Annotated in this window: 13 protein-coding genes and 2 pseudogenes; 9 read left to right on the top strand and 6 right to left on the bottom strand. The window is 69.7% G+C overall.

Features of this window, described 5'->3' with window-relative positions; genetic code table 11:
* Positions 1 to 72: 72 nt before the first annotated feature.
* Positions 73 to 468: pseudogene (locus RMT89_RS34575) on the bottom strand (TetR/AcrR family transcriptional regulator); the annotation flags it as partial.
* A gap of 71 nt (positions 469 to 539) precedes the next feature.
* Here RMT89_RS34575 and RMT89_RS34570 point away from each other — a divergent pair.
* From RMT89_RS34570 to RMT89_RS34560, 3 genes are all read left to right on the top strand, one after another.
* Entirely contained in the window at positions 540 to 905 is a 366-nt protein-coding gene (locus tag RMT89_RS34570; RefSeq protein ID WP_315887705.1) for a hypothetical protein, read from the top strand.
* Positions 906 to 1,166: 261 nt separating this feature from the next.
* A complete protein-coding gene (locus RMT89_RS34565) occupies positions 1,167 to 1,310 on the top strand; it encodes a hypothetical protein (RefSeq protein WP_315887704.1) in 144 nt (47 codons plus the stop codon).
* Between the two features lie 476 nt (positions 1,311 to 1,786).
* On the top strand, positions 1,787 to 2,521 hold the full coding sequence (locus tag RMT89_RS34560) for an ABC transporter substrate-binding protein (RefSeq protein WP_315887703.1): 735 nt from the start codon (positions 1,787 to 1,789) through the stop codon (positions 2,519 to 2,521).
* Positions 2,522 to 2,577: 56 nt separating this feature from the next.
* Here the strand turns inward: RMT89_RS34560 and RMT89_RS34555 are convergent, their stop codons facing one another.
* Together RMT89_RS34555 and RMT89_RS34550 are read right to left on the bottom strand one after the other, a co-directional pair.
* Positions 2,578 to 5,358 carry a SpoIIE family protein phosphatase gene (locus tag RMT89_RS34555; RefSeq protein ID WP_315887702.1) on the bottom strand — a complete coding sequence of 927 codons (2,781 nt, stop codon included), beginning with the start codon at positions 5,356 to 5,358 and terminating at the stop codon, positions 2,578 to 2,580.
* Between the two features lie 353 nt (positions 5,359 to 5,711).
* On the bottom strand, positions 5,712 to 5,882 hold the full coding sequence (locus RMT89_RS34550) for a hypothetical protein (RefSeq protein ID WP_315887701.1): 171 nt from the start codon (positions 5,880 to 5,882) through the stop codon (positions 5,712 to 5,714).
* A gap of 203 nt (positions 5,883 to 6,085) precedes the next feature.
* Between RMT89_RS34550 and RMT89_RS34545 the strand changes: the two genes are divergently transcribed.
* From RMT89_RS34545 to RMT89_RS34530, 4 genes are all read left to right on the top strand, one after another.
* Positions 6,086 to 6,325 carry a hypothetical protein gene (locus RMT89_RS34545; RefSeq protein ID WP_315887700.1) on the top strand — a complete coding sequence of 80 codons (240 nt, stop codon included), beginning with the start codon at positions 6,086 to 6,088 and terminating at the stop codon, positions 6,323 to 6,325.
* A complete protein-coding gene (locus RMT89_RS34540; RefSeq protein ID WP_315887699.1) occupies positions 6,325 to 6,702 on the top strand; it encodes a fic family toxin-antitoxin system, toxin component in 378 nt (125 codons plus the stop codon). Before RMT89_RS34545 ends, RMT89_RS34540 begins: the two co-directional genes overlap by 1 nt.
* Positions 6,703 to 7,612: 910 nt before the next feature.
* Positions 7,613 to 7,816, top strand: coding sequence for a cold-shock protein (locus RMT89_RS34535; RefSeq protein WP_315887698.1), 204 nt, complete (start codon positions 7,613 to 7,615; stop codon positions 7,814 to 7,816).
* A 234-nt stretch (positions 7,817 to 8,050) separates the two neighbouring features.
* Positions 8,051 to 9,112, top strand: coding sequence for a YihY/virulence factor BrkB family protein (locus tag RMT89_RS34530; RefSeq protein ID WP_315887697.1), 1,062 nt, complete (start codon positions 8,051 to 8,053; stop codon positions 9,110 to 9,112).
* Positions 9,113 to 9,778: 666 nt separating this feature from the next.
* Here RMT89_RS34530 and fusA read toward each other — a convergent pair.
* On the bottom strand, positions 9,779 to 11,854 hold the full coding sequence (gene fusA, locus RMT89_RS34525) for an elongation factor G (RefSeq protein WP_315887696.1): 2,076 nt from the start codon (positions 11,852 to 11,854) through the stop codon (positions 9,779 to 9,781).
* Positions 11,855 to 11,917: 63 nt separating this feature from the next.
* Between fusA and RMT89_RS34520 the strand changes: the two are divergent.
* Both RMT89_RS34520 and RMT89_RS34515 read left to right on the top strand, forming a co-directional pair.
* A pseudogene (locus RMT89_RS34520) lies at positions 11,918 to 12,243 on the top strand (cysteine hydrolase family protein); the annotation flags it as partial.
* Between the two features lie 875 nt (positions 12,244 to 13,118).
* A complete protein-coding gene (locus RMT89_RS34515) occupies positions 13,119 to 13,952 on the top strand; it encodes a PIG-L family deacetylase (protein WP_315887695.1) in 834 nt (277 codons plus the stop codon).
* Between the two features lie 372 nt (positions 13,953 to 14,324).
* Here RMT89_RS34515 and RMT89_RS34510 read toward each other — a convergent pair whose 3' ends face one another.
* Both RMT89_RS34510 and RMT89_RS34505 read right to left on the bottom strand, forming a co-directional pair.
* Positions 14,325 to 15,434 carry a hypothetical protein gene (locus RMT89_RS34510; RefSeq protein ID WP_399498543.1) on the bottom strand — a complete coding sequence of 370 codons (1,110 nt, stop codon included), beginning with the start codon at positions 15,432 to 15,434 and terminating at the stop codon, positions 14,325 to 14,327.
* Between the two features lie 260 nt (positions 15,435 to 15,694).
* The coding region (locus tag RMT89_RS34505; RefSeq protein WP_315887694.1) for a hypothetical protein at positions 15,695 to 15,987 on the bottom strand (293 nt) is incomplete at its 5' end.

Here is a 15,987-nt window from a genome sequence, read left to right as displayed (position 1 = left end):
TTCGCTGCTGTCGCGGAAGTCTGGGGCCGTGCCTGATGTCCCGCGGCCGGCTGCCCGGCAGCATGGCACTGATCAGTCGGCTGCCGTCAATGCCGCGCGCGCAGCCGTGAGGATCTCCTCGGAGAGCGGGGAACCGCTGGTGGCTCGGGCCAGGACGAGTGCGCCGAACATGGTGCACAGCCTGGTGATGCCGTCCTGGTCCTCGGTGGCGAGCCACTCGGCGAAGTCGCGCACGCCCTCGGTGTAGATCCGGCGGGCCCCACGGTCTTCGCCTTCGCGCGCCATGTCGGTGGCGAGTGCGGCGACGGGGCACCCGTCCGCCGGGCTGTCGCGGTGTTCGGGGGAGAGGTAGGCGTCGATCAGCGCCTCCTGGGCGGCGCCGCGCTGCCCGCCGTGCTGTGCGAGTCCGTCCACATAGCGCTGGGTGAGTTCGTCGAAGGCGTGGGCGGTGGCTTCGTCGATGAGCGCTCACCTTCACCGAGAACGGCGTCTTCGACGCCACGCTGAAGGTCACCGACCGCACCGGGCGCTCGGCCTCCGTGTCGGTTCCCGTCGTGGTCGGCAACAAGGCGCCGGTCGTCTCGCTCACCACCGACCCGGCTCCGCACGGCGGTACGCCGTTCCGCTGGGGTGACACGGTCACCTGGCAGGTCACCGTCACCGACGACCAGCCGGTGGACTGCTCGAAGGTCAGTGTCTCGTTCATCCTGGGCCACGACTCGCACGGTCACCCGCTCTCCTCGAGCAGTGGCTGCTCCGGATCGTTCAAGACGTTCGTGGACGGCGGTCACGCCGGTGCGGACAACCTGAAGGCGGTCTTCAACGCCACCTACAAGGACTCTCCCCCGGACGGCCTGCCGTCCCTCTCGGGCAGCGCCGAGGTCGCCCTGACCCCGGCCGACTGACCCACAGCAAACAACACCCACTGCCGGCCCCACGGTCCCCTGACCGTGCGGCCGGCAGTGATCTTCGGGCGGGACCCGAGCCCACGGGATCACCACATAGGAGGCCGTACCGACCCGCAAGCGAACCCCGTCCGCACGCCGGCTGTCGCCCGGCCTGGCCGAGCAGGTTGCAGCGTTTCCCAGGGACGGAGATGGCAAGTCCTTCCCGCTGTTGAGTACGCGTCCTCATGTGCAGCGAACGGCCTTGACCGGAGGCTGCGCATGACGCGACGGTTCCTTCTCGACCTGCGCATCAACGGTGGCCGGCTCTGTCTGGAGGGCTCAGCGGCGGGCGACAAGACCATCGCTGACAAATGCGTGGCCCCCAAGACGGGACCGCTCGCACCGCGTCAGGGGGAGCAGTGACCACCCGTGGTAGGCAAGGACCCTGTGCAGGAACCGAGAATCCGCCGGGCCCGGGCCCGGTCCCGGATACGACGGGCCCGCGCGCAGGGCGTCGTCGCCGACCTCGTTCCGGAGCATCGAGGAGCCATGGCAGGCTGATCACGCCGGAGTGCGGACCGGCCGCGGCGCGGCACGACCGGGAAATGGTTCGTGCTCCGGCGGCCACTGCGGCCCCGCCGGAAGACGGGCGACCGGACCCGCGATCCGGAGTCCTCCCACGTGGCTCCGGCAGTCGTATGGTTCGGGGTGATTTATGGTGACTCAAGGAGTATGCCCCTACCGGAGGTGCAAAGATGCGCGCCGCGGCAGCGACCGTCTCTCTGGCTGTCAGCGTGGCGCTCATCGTCGCGACAGCGGCTTGTGACCAGGGCGGGTCGGAATCGTCGGACGTCCAGTACGGCGACTGCCCGGTTTCGGGGAAGTACGGGGAGTTTCGCATGTCACCCGAGACTGCGGGTGCCCTGACGGTCAAAACGACCCTGCCCGCGCCCGGCTGGTGGAACGGCGATACCCCGGACTCCGTCACGAGCGGCTACGAGTACTGCATGGCCGCCAACATCGCCTACCGGTCCGGACTGGACCGGGTGAAGGTGGAGAACGCGCCCTTCCCGGAGGTCGTGTCCGGCCGGACCAAGGACTTCGACCTGGCCCTGGCGCAGATCACGATCACCCCGGAACGGAGCAAGGTCGCCGAGTTCTCCCCGCCCTATCTGTCCTCGACCCTGGGATTGCTGATCAGGGACGGTGAGAAGATCAACGAAGACAATATCCGTGACGTCCGGATCGGAGTGGCCGAGGGCACCACGGGCGAGGAGTTCGTCCAGAACCGCATCAAGCCGACCAAGCCCGTCACCGCCTTCGCCAACGACCCGGAGTTGATCACGGCGCTGGAGGAGGGCCGGATCGACGCAGTCGTCCACGACACGACCATTCTGCTGGCGTATCCCCAGAAGCAGGAAAGCAGGGTGCGCCTCGTGGGCCAGTACCGGACCGACCAGGGTTACGGCGCCCTGTACCCGAAGCGGTCGCCCGACAAGGACGTGCTGGACCGGATCATCAGGCAGCTGATCGACGACGGCACGCTCGCCAAACTGTCGGCCGTCTATCTCGGGGCCGCTTTCGGCCAGGACCCGGCCAAGATCCCGTACCTCACGGTCGACGACGGCCCCTGAACGCTCCGGGCGTGCGCGCACCCAGGGGCGCGCGGCGGCCCGGTTTCCGTACCGCTTCACAGGTCCGCCATGAGGAGACCGCTGAGGTCTCCGGCGGCTCCGGCATCGAGTGCCTGCTCAGCCCAGATGATCTTCCCGCGGTCGGTGTACCGGGTCCCCCAGCGGCGGGACATCTGCGCGACGAGAAACAGACCACGGCCCCCTTCGTCGGTGAAGGCTGCGCGGCGCAGGTGTGGGGAGGTGCTGGTGCTGTCGGCGACCTCGCAGATCAGGCTGTCGCGGTCGTGCAGCAGTCGCAGACGGATGGGGCTCTTTCCGTACCGGATGGCGTTCGTGACCAGTTCGCTGAGGATCAGCTCCGTCGTGAAGACCGCCTCACCCAGCCCCCAGGCTGCCAGCCTGAGGGTTGCCTCGGCGCGGATTCGAGGAACGGCCGCGGGGTCGTGGGGCACCTCCCACTCCGCCACCTGTTCCGGGTCGAGCAGCCGGGTGCGTGCGACGAGCAGGGCGACATCGTCACTCGACCTGGTGCGCAGCATCGCGTCGAGCACCGCCCGGCAGGTGTCGTCCGGGGTGGCGCCGTCCGTACGGGCGAGCGCCTCCCTCAGCATGGCGAGCCCGATGTCGATGTCACGGCCCCGGGTCTCGACCAGGCCGTCGGTGTAGAGGACCAGTCGGCTGTCGGCGGCCAGCCGGAGTTCGGCCGTCTCGACCGGCAGACCTCCTCCCACGCCGAGTGGCGGGGCGACGGGAATGTCGGGGAAGGTCACGGAGCCGTCGGGTGCGACCAGCGCCGGACCGGGATGACCGGCGCGGGCAACGACGCACCGCCCGGAGACCGGATCGTAGACCGCATACAGACAGGTGGCACCGGTGACCGTATCGGTCTTGCCCTGGGCTGCCGCGTCCTGGTCGATCTGGGTGATCAGGTCGTCCAGGTGCGCGAGAAGCTCGTCCGGAGGCAGGTCAAGGGCGGCGAAGTTGTGCACCGCGGTCCTCAGGCGACCCATCGTCGCGGCGGCGTGCAGACCGTGTCCGACGACGTCGCCGACCACCAGGGCCACGCGGGTCCCCGGCAGCGGGATGACGTCGTACCAGTCGCCGCCCACCCCCGCCTGGGCAGGCAGGTACCGGTGCCCGACCTCCAAGGCGGACACCTCGGGGAGCGCGCCGGGCAGCAGGCTGCGCTGGAGGGTGACGGCCGTGGTGTGCTCGCGGGTGTAGCGGCGCGCGTTGTCGATGCACACGGCAGTCCGGGCGGCGAGTTCCTCGGCGGGGGACAGGTCGTCCGGCTCGAAGGGGTCCTGCTCCGAACGCCAGAACTCCACGACCCCGAGCAATTGGCCTCGGGCCCGGAGCGGCACCGAGATCATGGAGTGGATACCGTAGGTGATCACTTTCCGTGCCCGCTCCGGGTTCTGGGCCCGCCATCCACCGGCCCCGGCGAGGTGCGCCACCAGGACCGGCCGTCCGGTGGTCACCCCGATGGCCACGGGGTTGTCGGGTGCGTAGCGCATCAGCCTCCCGACGGGGTAGAGGGGCGCATCCTCCCGGATGCCCGCGGCTGCGATGCGGCGCATGTCCAGACGCGCCCCTGCCGGTTCCTCACCGAGCAGCACGGGCTCCACCAGCTCTACGGTGGCGAAGTCGGCGAAGCGCGGGACCGCCACCTCGGTCAGCTCCTCGGCGGTGCGCTTCATGTCGAGGGTGGTACCGATCCGCGTGCTGGCCTCGTAGAGCAGTCGCAGGCGCCCGCCCGCCACGTCCGCTCGGCCGGCGAGGGCGCGCAGTTCCGTGGTGTCCCGCAGGGTGGCCACGCTGCCCCCTTTCGGGCCCACCGGCCGCACATTGACTGCGAGCAGGATGTCCCCGGCCGGGAAGACCTTGTCCGTGGCCGCCCGGCCCGATTCCAGCAATTCGGCCAGGGCCTGGCTCAGCCCGAGTCCGGTGACCGGCCTGCCCTCGGCCTGCGGCGGCAGTGCGAGCAGTCGGCGCGCCTCGTCGTTGACCAGCAGCAGCCTTCCGTCACCGTCCAGAATGAGCACGCCTTCACGGACCGCGTGCAGCACCGCTTCGTGGTGCTCGTACATGCGGGTCATCTCAACCGGCCCCAGACCCCGGGTCTGGCGCCGCAAGCGCCCGCTGACCAGCGCCGACCCACCCGCGGCCAAAAGCAGCGCGGCACCGCCCGCGGCGAAGATCACCGGCAGTTGGTGCTGCACCACACTGGTCACCTTGTCCACCGTGACCCCCACGGTCACGAGGCCGACCGCGGTCCCCTTCTCGTCGAAGACGGCCACCGTCGAGTCGACCGCCTTGCCCAGACTGCTGTCGAACGTGGTCTGGTGGGGCTCGCCTTCGAGCGCCTCGCCGTAGGAGGTGGAGACGTGCTTCCCGATCTGGTCCGGGTCCGGGTGCGTCCACCGGAAGCCGTAGGGGCTCAGCGCCACGACGTAGTCGACGCCGGTCTTCTTGCGCACCGCCTCGGCATACGGCTGGAGTGCCGCCGTCGGGTCATCGCTCGTCATCGCCTCCGCGGTACCCCTGGCGTTCGCGAACGACTCGGCCGCCACCAGTGACCGATCGCCGGCCTCCTGGATCGCGCGGTTGCGGTCCTGGATCACGAGCACCACCACGGCCGTGGCGATGAGCGGCAGGAGGACCACCAGCTGCAGCAAGAAGACCTGACCGGCGACGCTGCGCGGTTTCAGCAACGACAGCACACGTCGGCCGGCCGCATGATGACGGGCCTCCGGGCCGGTTTCCGTCGGCCCGGCCTTCGGCGGCACACGGTCGCCCCGTCGGCTCGCCAGGACGTTTCGCCCAAGTCTGCCCATTTTCTCAGTATCGGTGACCAGCCCGGCGGACGCGGCTCAGGACGGGCCCACCGGGTCGGTACGGCGGCAAGCGGGAGGTGTCCGGTATGCGGACCCGGCGGCGGACGCAGCGCAACCTCCCGGTCCCGCACCCGGGGGCCTGCCCTGGCCCGAAGGGAAACGAACCGGGATCCGCGAGGATCAGCCGCGGTCGTGCAGGGCATCACCACCCCATTCAACTCCGGCATCACCGAAGGCCGCATCACCACCTGTGACGGAGCGTCACCGGCGCATAGTGGCACACCCCGCCTGCACGGAAATCTTGCCAGGTCCACGTTCAGCGTACGCCGACACCAGGCCGATCCCGTAGACGGTCAGGGCCCGGCACAGATGCCGGCTCGCCCGTCGTCGCTGACCGGGTGCCCCTGCAGTCGGCGGAGGAACTCCTCCAGAAGCGGATCACGGCTGAGGGCCAGGAACTTCTCGGTGTCCTGCAGTGAGTTGGCTGCCCGCAAGGCGCCCTCGGTCGGCTGGGGCAGCCGCATGCTCCTCGCGCCCGTGGGGATGGTCCGTCGTTCTTGGTTGTTCCACAGCGGGAAGAACCTGCTCCCCTCGGATGTCCCGCTGGGACACGACGATCATGGCGGACGGCGAGTGCTGCACGACCTGCCGCGAGCCCGCCGGCGGCTCGGCGTCTGTCCACGCGGAGGGCGACGCGGAGTCTGGTAACAGCTGTTACCATCGAGGTATGGCGAAGACACAGCTCGGTGCCCGCGTGGACAGTGAGATCAAAGCGTTGGCCGAAGCCCGTGCCGCTGACCGCGGACTGAGCCTCGGCGACTACATCGCCATCCTGGTGCGCGAAGACACCGAAGGGCTCAGGCACCGGGGCCTGGACGCCGCCCGCCGGTTCCTCGACGAGCACCAGGCGCTCTTCGACGAGGCGGAGCACGCGGACCACCAGGCCACCGGAGCGCATGCCGCGTAATGGACCTGCACATCGACGTCCCCTGGATCCTGCAAGTCGCGGAACTCGCCGGCGCCGGGGGTCCGGCTCCCGACGACTTCGGCGTGCCGGTGGCGGCGGTCGCCTGCCACCGAGCCGAACTCCTGGAAACACCTGTCTACGACGGTCCCTACGCCCGCGCCGCTGCACTGGTGCACATCCTCGGCCGCTGCCGCTGGCTGGAGCGCTCCAACATGGCCGTCGCCGCCGCGACCGGCGTGATGTACCTGGAGGCCTCCGGCATCCCGGTCAAGCCCACCCGCGAAGACGCCCTCGCCCTCCGCGATCTGCTGCGCGCTCCGGACTGCACAGCCAAGAAGATCGCCGCCCTGCTGCGCGCCTGGCCCCAGACCACCTGAATCATTCCTGGACCTCCTCGTCGCCCGGATCCTTCGCAGGCGTGTTCCTCCTGCGCGATCCGCGATCACCTGAGCAAGCGCGGCATCCGTGCGGTGATCCCCGGGCCAGCAAATCAACGTGGCCATCGGCTGCGGCGGGGCAGCCGGGCCGGGGCACCGCCGGCGTTCGACCGCGAGACCTATAAACAGCGCAACACCGTCGAACCGTGCGTCAACCGCCTGAAGCAGTGGCGCGGCATCGCCACGCGCTACGAGAAGACCGCGACCATCTCCCTGGCCGGACTCCCCATCGCTGGCATCTTCCTCAGGTCTGCCTGCTACCTCAGGGAAGCTGTGTGGTGTCAACTGACGTGGATCGGTGCACCCATTGTCAGACGCCACCGGCAGCATCACCGCTGTGAACGCCATCCGTACCACCCCGCCGCGGCCAGTCGACGTGACTGCGCTCTTTCCTCAACTGGCCCCGCTGGCGCATACGGCGACCCGGCTGCACCCCCGCCCCAGGTCCGCGAGGAAGCGACCGAGCGGCTGCGCCGCGACCCTCAGGCGCCCGAGTGGACCCACGGGGAACTGGAGACCGAGAAGCGGATCAGCGCGGGCCGCCCGTGGTTCGACGGCCCCGTTTCCCCTCCTGCCCGTGGCCCAGCTGTACGCCCGCGACGTCCCCTTTCGGCCGGCTTGGGCTTGGCCGCCGTCACACAGCTTGCGAGACGAACTTTGTGTTTCAGTGGCCGAGCGTCACCAGCCGGTGTAGCGTCGTGATCAGCAGTCGTGGTTCCGAAGTCCCGTTCGCCCGTGATCGCAGTCACGGGCGTTTTTGCTGTTCAACGCCTCTCCGGACCAGGGCGATCACCTCCGGGTCCCGCATGGTGCGGGGTCCGATACGAGTCCCCTTGAAGGAGACAGACACATGGCTACAGGCACTGTGAAGTGGTTCAACGCCGAGAAGGGCTTCGGCTTCATCGAGCAGGACGGCGGCGGCCCCGACGTCTTCGCCCACTACTCGAACATCGCCAGCACGGGCTTCCGCGAGCTCCAGGAAGGCCAGAAGGTGCGATTCGACATCACGCAGGGCCAGAAGGGCCCGCAGGCGGAGAACATCACTCCCGCCTGACGACGCACGGAGAAGCCCGGCCAGTGAACCCACCGGCCGGGCTTGCCCGTCTCGCCCCGTCTCCAGGCCTGTACGGTCCGGACGGCGGGGCGTCGTGCATGTCCGAGCCTGCGATAGTACTCATTCGCAAGGTGGCGGGAGCCCGAGCCCGCGGCCGAGGCCGATTTCGTCGATCTTGTCATGTTATGCCGCGAATAGGTTTATAGGTGATGCTCGCCCGGATACTCGTGCGGCATGGTACGGACGTTGAAACGGCATGGAAGGCACGGCGGGCATGGCGCGACCGACCAGAAGGCCGAGACCGCGCGGGCGCCTGAGACCGGGCCGGAAGAGCAGGTGGAGCAGCAGGCGCCGGAGACTCCGACGGACCTGCCCAAACGCTCCTGGATGGCGGTGCTGAAAGGCACGCTGAAGGAGTTCAAGAAGGACGAGCTGACCGACCGGGCCGCGGCGCTGACCTACTACAGCATCCTGGCGCTGTTCCCGGCGCTGCTGGCGCTGATCTCGCTGCTCGGGGTCGTGGGGCAGTCGGCGTCGCAGCAGGTGCTGGACAACATCCAGAACCTGGCCCCGGGCGCGGCGCGGGATGTCCTGAGCAACGCGGTGCAGCAGATGCAGGGCAATGCCGGGATCGGCTCGATCATGGCGATCGTAGGTCTGCTGCTCGCGGTGTGGGCGGCCTCCGGCTATGTCGCCGGGTTCATCAGGGCCGCCAACGCCGTCTACGACGTTCCCGAGGGCCGCCCGGTCTGGAAGGTGCTGCCCGTCCGCGTCGGCGTGACGGTGGTGCTGATGGTCCTGGCTGTGATCAGCGCGGTGATCGTCGTGTTCACCGGCGGCCTGGCCCAGGAGATCGGCACGGCGCTGGGGGTAGGCGACACGGCGCTGACGGTGTGGTCGATCGCGAAGTGGCCGGTGCTGATCGTCCTGGTCGCGATCATGATCGCGATCCTGTACTGGGCGACACCGAACGCGAAGGTCCGCGGCTTCCGCTGGATCACGCCGGGCAGTTTCCTGGCGCTGGTGATCTGGATGGTCGCCTCGGCCGGGTTCGCGGTGTACGTGGCGAACTTCGCCTCCTACAACAAGACCTACGGCACCTTCGCCGGCGTGATCATCTTCCTGGTGTGGCTGTGGATCACGAATCTGGCGATCCTGCTGGGCCTGGAGTTCGACGCCGAGCTGGCCCGCCAGCGCGCCGTCGCGGGCGGTCACCCGGCCGAAGAGGAGCCGTACGTACAGCCGCGCGACACCCGCAAGTGGGACGAGGAGGACCGCCGACGCCTTGAATCCTGACGCGGTGGAGCCCTGCCGCGGGCCTCGTCCAGGCCCTCCCGGGGCTCACCGCAAGGCCCGGCGGCGCGGAAGCCGAATCGATCACGGCACCTGGTGTGACAGGGCTGGGGACGGGAAGTCGGCTGGTCATGGGAGCGGTGGCGGATCTGCACGACAGGGACCGCCTCCTGGCCAGACGGGCGATCGGGTGGGGGCCACCCTGGGTGCGGCAGCTCGCGCCCGCGGTGCAGGAGGCCCGGTGCTCTTCCGAGGGGCACGGCTGACCACCGGGATCGAGAAGCCCGCCGACCAGAAGGCATCCTGAGTATGGCGGGTGAGGATATTCATGACCGTTTCGGGGGAGGACCAGATGTCTTTCGTTCAGCCGTACATGCGCTCCGACGGGACACCGGTGCGCGGACCCCGGTGGGTGCCGGGGCACGCCGGGAGGTGACGATCTTCGCTGTGTTCGGCCTGGCCATGCCCGGCGTCGGCAACTCCTCGACGGGGGCCGGAGCCAAGTTGCGGTACAGGGCGTCGATCGGCAGCGGTCCCGGCCACGCGGCCACTTCACCGGGCTGGGTGGCCAAGTTCTCCGCAGGGGCGGGGAAACTTGGGCCGGTCGGCTGCTCATTCCATCGAGCCGGCCCCGCACTCCGTGGAGTGCGGGGCCGGCTCATCGGCGGGCTACCGTCCCGTCGCCCCCGCCGTCAGGCCCTGCGGAACCTGCGCGTAGCCCGCCGGGCGGGTGGTGAACGTGCCCCGGCCTTGGGTGCGTCCGCACAGGCGCGAGGCGTATCCGAACAGTTCGGCCAGCGGCACCGTGGCGGTCACCACCGCCGTAGTGCCGCGCGTCGCCGACGCCGACACCCGTCCGCGGCGCGCCGCCAGATCGCCCAGGACCGCCCCTGCACAGTCCTGCGGCACGGTCACCGTCACCTCGGCGACCGGCTCCAGCAGCCGCATGGCGCAGGCCCGCAGGGCTTCCCGTAGTCCGAGCCGGCCGGCGGCGCGGAACGCGAGCTCCGAGGAGTCCTTGGTGTGCGTGGCTCCGTCGGTGAGCGTGACCCGCACGCCGGTGACCGGATGACCGCCCAGCGGACCCTCCGTCAGCGCGTCACGGCAACCGGCCTCGACCGCGCGGGCGAAGTCCCGCGGGATGCGGCCGCCGACCACCGTCGAACAAAACGCGAAGCCGGCCTCGCCGTCCGGAGCGTCCAACGGCTCGACGTCGAGGACCACATGGGCGAACTGCCCGGCGCCGCCGTCCTGTTTGACGTGCCGGTACACCAGCCCCGTCACCCCGCGGACCACGGTCTCCCGGTACGACACCTGCGGACGGCCCACCGAGACCTCCAGGCCCCGGTCACGGCGCAGTTTCTCCACCGCCACCTCCAGATGCAGCTCGCCCAGGCCCGACAGCAGCGTCTGGCCGGTCTCCGGATCGGTACGCACCACCAGCGACGGATCCTCCTCTGCCAGCCGGGCCAGCGCCGAGGCCAGCCGGTCGGTGTCCTGGCCGAGTCGGGCCCCGACGGCCACCGACACCACCGGGTCGGCCGTGCCGGGCGGTTCCAGCACGAGCGGCGCCGAGGGGGCGCACAACGTCGTACCGGCACGCGCCGACTTCGGACCGATCACGGCGACGATGTCCCCCGCCACGGCCAGGTCCGTCTCGGTGTGCCGGTCGGCCTGCACTCGCAGGATCCGGCCGACCCGTTCGGTGCGCCCCACGCCCATGTCCAGCACCGTGTCCCCCTTTCGCAATACGCCCGAATAGATCCGCAGGAACGTCATCCGGCCGGTGGGCGCCACGCGCACCTTGAAGGCCAGCGCGGCCAAGGGCGCCGTGGGATCAGCGGCATGCTCCTGTTCCCTTCCGTCGATCGTGCCGCGCACGGCGGGCACGTCCGCCGGCGACGGCAGATACGCCACCACTGCCTGCAGCAACGGCTCGATGCCACGGTTGCGGTACGCCGAACCGCACAGCACCACCACCGCCTCACCCGTGCCGGTCAGTTCGCGCAGCGCCGTGCGCAGTGCCGTCTCCGAGACCGCGCCGCCCGTGCAGTACTCCTCCAGCGCCCGCGGGTGCAGTTCGGCGACGGCCTCCTCCAGCGCCCGCCGGCGCCGCAGCGCCTCGACGCGCAAGGACTCGGGCACCGGGCGTTCCTCGTACGCGCCGGTGTCGCAGGGCCACACCACGGCCCGCATCCGCACCAGGTCGACGACGCCCTTGAACCCCTCCTCGTGGCGGATCGGCAACTGCACCACCAGGGGGGTGGTGCCCAGCCGTTCCCGGATCGACGCGACGGCCGCGTCCAGGTCGGCGCCCGCGCGGTCCATCTTGTTGACGAACGCCAGGCGCGCGACGCCGTGCCGGTCGGCCTCCCGCCACACCGCCTCGCTCTGCGGTTCGACGCCGGCGACGGCGTCGAACACCGCCACCGCGCCGTCGAGGACGCGCAGCGAGCGCGTCACCTCGTCGGCGAAGTCCACGTGTCCCGGGGTGTCGATGAGGTTGATCCGGTGTCCGTCCCAGTCGCAGCTGACCGTCGCCGCGAAGATGGTGATGCCCCGGTCGCGTTCCTGGGAGTCGAAGTCGGTGACGGTGGTGCCTTCGTGCACCTCGCCCCGCTTGTGTACGGCACCGGTCAGGAACAGGATCCGCTCCGTCACGGTGGTCTTGCCGGCGTCCACATGGGCGAGGATGCCGAGGTTGCGGACGGCGTGGAGCGCGCGGAGTGTGAGGTCGGTACGCACGGCCTTGAGGCGGTTGATCCACCAGACTTGCTCCTGTTTCCCAATGGAGAAGGGACGGCGAGCATGGCGAACAGCGCACTTCTGGTGATGGACGTCCAACGGGACGTCGTGGCCATCGCCGATGACGGTTCCGGATATCTGCCACGCCTGCGCAGGGCGATCGACGGTGCCCGGGCTGCAGGTATCACCGTGATCTACGTGGTGCTCGGGTTACGGCCGGGCGATCCAGAAGTCAGCCCCCGCAACAGGGTGATGACGAACGCCGTGCGGGCCGGCCTGTTCACCGAGGGGCCCCTGGCACCGAGATCCATGACGACGTAGTGCCCCGGCAGGGCGACGTCGTGGTCACCAAGAGGCGGGGAAGCGCGTTCTCGGGCAGCGATCTCGACCGGTGGAGGACTCGGAGATCCCCGCAGCGTCACGCCGCAGTGCGCCCACGACCGGTGTCAGTTCTCATCGACATGTTCTTGGCCTGCGGTCACCAAGGGCTGTCCCCACTCGGTGACAAGCGGTGCCGCCCGTCAGTTACGAAGCCAGCGGCCGGGCTGACGGTCACCGAGCGCACCGCGCGCGGCTGGCTGGACGGCGCGCCCGCGCCCCGGTCCCGGAGGAGCCTGGAGTGCATCGGGACCGCGTCGCGCACGGGGCGCCGCATAACGCCGCCCGCCACTGCCTCCTTGCCCGCCTGACCGTGAAGGGCGTGGTATCCGGGGTCAGCTCATCCGCTCCACCAGTCGCAGGCCTACCGGCCGCGCCGGTGCGTCACGTCGTTGCGCACGCTCCACGTCTGCCACGGGGGACCGGATCGTCCAGGGGGTGGGCCGCCGGCGACGAGGAGGCCTTGGACGAGGCGGGGGTCAGCGACGCCGCGGTCGGCCTCGGCTGGGTGTGGGGCCGGTACAGGTACGTCACCAGCATCGGCCTTCGCCGTATGAGGGTCCTGCAGGGTCTGAAAATTTTCGTGTCGGAATCTCAACGGCGGGTGCCGCATGCACGTCGGGTCCGGCGTGGGTGCTGAGATATGCAGGCCGTGCCTGTGCCTCGTTCGATGGAAGACCCCGGCGTCTGGAAGGGGCCGGGTGGCCGCGTCGGGAACAGCCGGCGTGGCCGGGACGGTTGCATCGACCAAGGGGCCCGGCGCTGCAGGGGCGGGGATCACGGAGACCACAAGGTCGCCTGCGCCACTCAGGATCCGGGCCCCAGGATTGCGGCATGCCTGCCGCGCTGTTTGGACCACGACGTGCTTGTGCAGGAGGACTGTTTTATGACTGACCGGCCTTTGACGCTTATGGCAGTACACGCGCACCCCGATGATGAGGCCACCGGAACCGGTGGGGTTCTTGCGCGGTACGCGGCGGAGGGCATCCGCACGGTTTTGGTGACGTGTACCGACGGCGGGTGCGGGGATGGGCCGGGGGGTGTCAAGCCGGGCGATCCGGGGCACGATCCGGCGGCGGTCGCCGTGATGCGCCGTCAGGAACTTGAGGCGAGCTGTGACGTCCTTAAGGTCAGCGATCTGGAGATGCTGGGCTATGCCGACTCCGGGATGGCGGGCTGGCCGGGCAACGACGCCCCCGGGTCCTTCTGGCAGACACCCGTGGAGGAAGGCGCAGTCCGGCTTGCGGAACTGATGCGGCACTACCGGCCTGACGTGGTGGTCACGTACGACGAGAACGGCTTCTACGGCCATCCCGACCACATCCAGGCCCACCGCATCACGATGGCGGCGCTTGAGATGACGGCGCTGACGCCGAAGGTGTACTGGACGACGATGCCCCGCTCGATGATGCAGCGGTTCGGGGAGGTCATGCGCGAGTTCCACGAGGACATGCCGGAGCCGGATCCTGTCGAGGCCGCCGCGCTGGCCGAGATCGGCCTGCCCGATGATGAGATCACCACGTGGGTGGACACCACCGCGTTCAGCGGTCAGAAGTTCGACGCGCTGGCCGCGCACGCCAGTCAGGGCGAGAACATCTTCTTCCTCAGGATGGGCAAGGAGCGGTTCGGCGAGTTGATGGGCATGGAGACCTTCGTCCGTGTCCAGGACGCCACCGGCGCGGCCGTACCCGAGAACGACCTCTTCGCCGGCCTGCGCTGATCCGCCCGCCCACCCACCGCCCGGGAAGCGCATCGACCGGTACGGCGCGATCGCACCGGTCACACGCCCGCATGTCTGTCCAGGCGCCTTCCGCTGTGGCAGCCCGCGTCCAGGCCCTCGCCGACGGCCTGTGGTCGGAGTTGGAGGAGGCTTTGGCCGGCCATCCGGAAGCCCTGTGCATCACCGGCGCACAACGGCGCGGTGGCCGCGATGCACATCAACCGCGTCGAAGAGCCTGTGCGGCTTGAGGACCCGCTGAGCTCGGTCCTCAACCGGCTGCGGCAAACCGTTCGCGCCCCTGCAAGCGCGAAGTGCCTCCACAGCCGCCTCGGGTCGTCCGCGGCGCGCTCCACCAGGGCTTCCAGCTCCTGGCTAGGACCGCGTCGCCCTCCCGCAATTCTCACCGGCGGACGCGCCTTGACCGACCGGCGCGCTGCGGTCGTACGGGTCGATCTGCGTGCCGGTCTCGTCCGCTCCGCGGTCCGTGCCGAAGGGCGGGGTGAAGTAGCCCGTGGTGGTGCCACAGCCGCCGTTGGTGACGTCGTACTTGTACGAGACGATCGAGAACGTGCCCGGCTCGGTGATCACCTTGTCAGGGTTGTCCCAGCTCAGGACCAGTTCACGCCGGACGATCGTGCGCACGATCTCGTCGTCGCTCGCGTCCGCGCGGCTGACCGGGTAGACGAAGGTGACGTCTGCGGTCACCTGGAGCGCGCCGCGCTCGCCCTCACGGTAGGTGAGCCGGCCCCGGGTCTTCACGATGTCGCCGACCAGTTGGGTGTCGGAGGGCTGGAAGCGGCTGAAGAGGAGGAGGGGGTCGTCCTTCTCGGTCGGGGTTCGGAAAGCGGTCTTCAGAAGGTCTTGGACGTCCTTCTGGTGCGGGCTGATCAGTGCAATCGCTTCCTCGGGGCGCTCGCCCCGCAGCACCCCGCGGTCCAGGCCGGACGCGACAAGGAAGTCTCGGCTGCGGGCGAGAGCCTGCTCGACCTCGCCCGCGCTCATCCAGCCGACCGCCCTGGCCTTCGGCACGGCGATCCCCGCGGCTCCGCTCGCCCATCTCGCCGCCGGCGATCCGCGGAACGGCTCCTGCACGGTGGGGCGTTGGGCCTCCTCCGCCCGGGGTGCCTGGGTGGGGCGGGCGGTCTCGGCCGCCATAGGCGTGGAGTCGTCGTCGGTGAACAAGTCCACTATCCGCTCCGGCGCGAGCGCCACCACCAACAGCACCAGCGAGGCCAGCAGCCCGACCACGTACCAGCTCGTGCGCTGCCTGGGCCGCGCAGGCGGGTAGCTGCGCCAGCCCTCCATGCCCCTGCTGGGTTCCGCGCGCAGCCGTTTGGCCACCTCGCGGGCCCGCGCCGACGGCTCCTTGGGCGCGTCGGCGGCACCTGCTGCCGACTCGCGCAGAAACCGCTCCCACTCCTCATCGGACCTGGACGAGCCCGTCCGGCTCCGTACCCGCGCCCATTCCCAACCCCTTGGCAATCAACAGACCGCGGCCCAACTCCCTGGGACCGTCCGCATCATGACACAGAGCACTGACAGCAACCCCAGTTGCTGGACTCGCTGCGGGAGCCGGCCGCGCTGCCGGGCTGGCTGGCACGCACCGCTCAGCGCGAGTGCCTGCGGGCGTTGCACGCCCGGAAGCGGGAAGTGGCCGTGGCCGACCGGGAGGCGGACGGCGGCCCGCTGAGCGCTGGTGAGAGCGGAGACTTGGCAGGCGAGCTGCTCGTGGCAGAACGGCGTCACGCCTTGCGTACCGCAATCTTTACTGCCTCACGAACATCTTCACCGAAGAAGGCGGCCAGCCCCGGGTTCGCACGCAGGTCAGTGGTGTGCTCGAGCCGGTCGACCGCCGGGGCTCGTTCCCGTTCACGAGGATCTTGTACATGGGCGAGGCCCAGGCCATGACCGTGAAGGTGACCTGCATGGAGCACCACTACCGTGACCCGGATGCGCTGAGAGCCCGTGAACAAACTGATCATTTCCGGTGTTTGGCGTCCTTCGTGCCCGCCAGGCGCCGTGACATCAGCATGAT

Origin of the sequence: Streptomyces sp. P17 (genome assembly GCF_032436805.1) — a bacterium.
Lineage (GTDB): Bacteria > Actinomycetota > Actinomycetes > Streptomycetales > Streptomycetaceae > Streptomyces.
Note: the sequence above shows the minus strand (reverse complement) of the source record. Positions and strands in the feature narration are given on the sequence as shown.

Coding starts and splice junctions, on each gene's coding strand:
- RMT89_RS34535 (WP_315887698.1), top strand. CDS start 7,613: ATGGCTACAGGCACTGTGAAGTGGTTCAACGCCGAGAAGGGCTTCGGC.
- RMT89_RS34565 (WP_315887704.1), top strand. CDS start 1,167: ATGACGCGACGGTTCCTTCTCGACCTGCGCATCAACGGTGGCCGGCTC.
- RMT89_RS34555 (WP_315887702.1), bottom strand. CDS start 5,358: ATGGGCAGACTTGGGCGAAACGTCCTGGCGAGCCGACGGGGCGACCGT.
- RMT89_RS34545 (WP_315887700.1), top strand. CDS start 6,086: ATGGCGAAGACACAGCTCGGTGCCCGCGTGGACAGTGAGATCAAAGCG.
- RMT89_RS34530 (WP_315887697.1), top strand. CDS start 8,051: ATGGTACGGACGTTGAAACGGCATGGAAGGCACGGCGGGCATGGCGCG.
- RMT89_RS34560 (WP_315887703.1), top strand. CDS start 1,787: ATGTCACCCGAGACTGCGGGTGCCCTGACGGTCAAAACGACCCTGCCC.
- RMT89_RS34550 (WP_315887701.1), bottom strand. CDS start 5,882: ATGCGGCTGCCCCAGCCGACCGAGGGCGCCTTGCGGGCAGCCAACTCA.
- RMT89_RS34515 (WP_315887695.1), top strand. CDS start 13,119: ATGACTGACCGGCCTTTGACGCTTATGGCAGTACACGCGCACCCCGAT.
- RMT89_RS34540 (WP_315887699.1), top strand. CDS start 6,325: ATGGACCTGCACATCGACGTCCCCTGGATCCTGCAAGTCGCGGAACTC.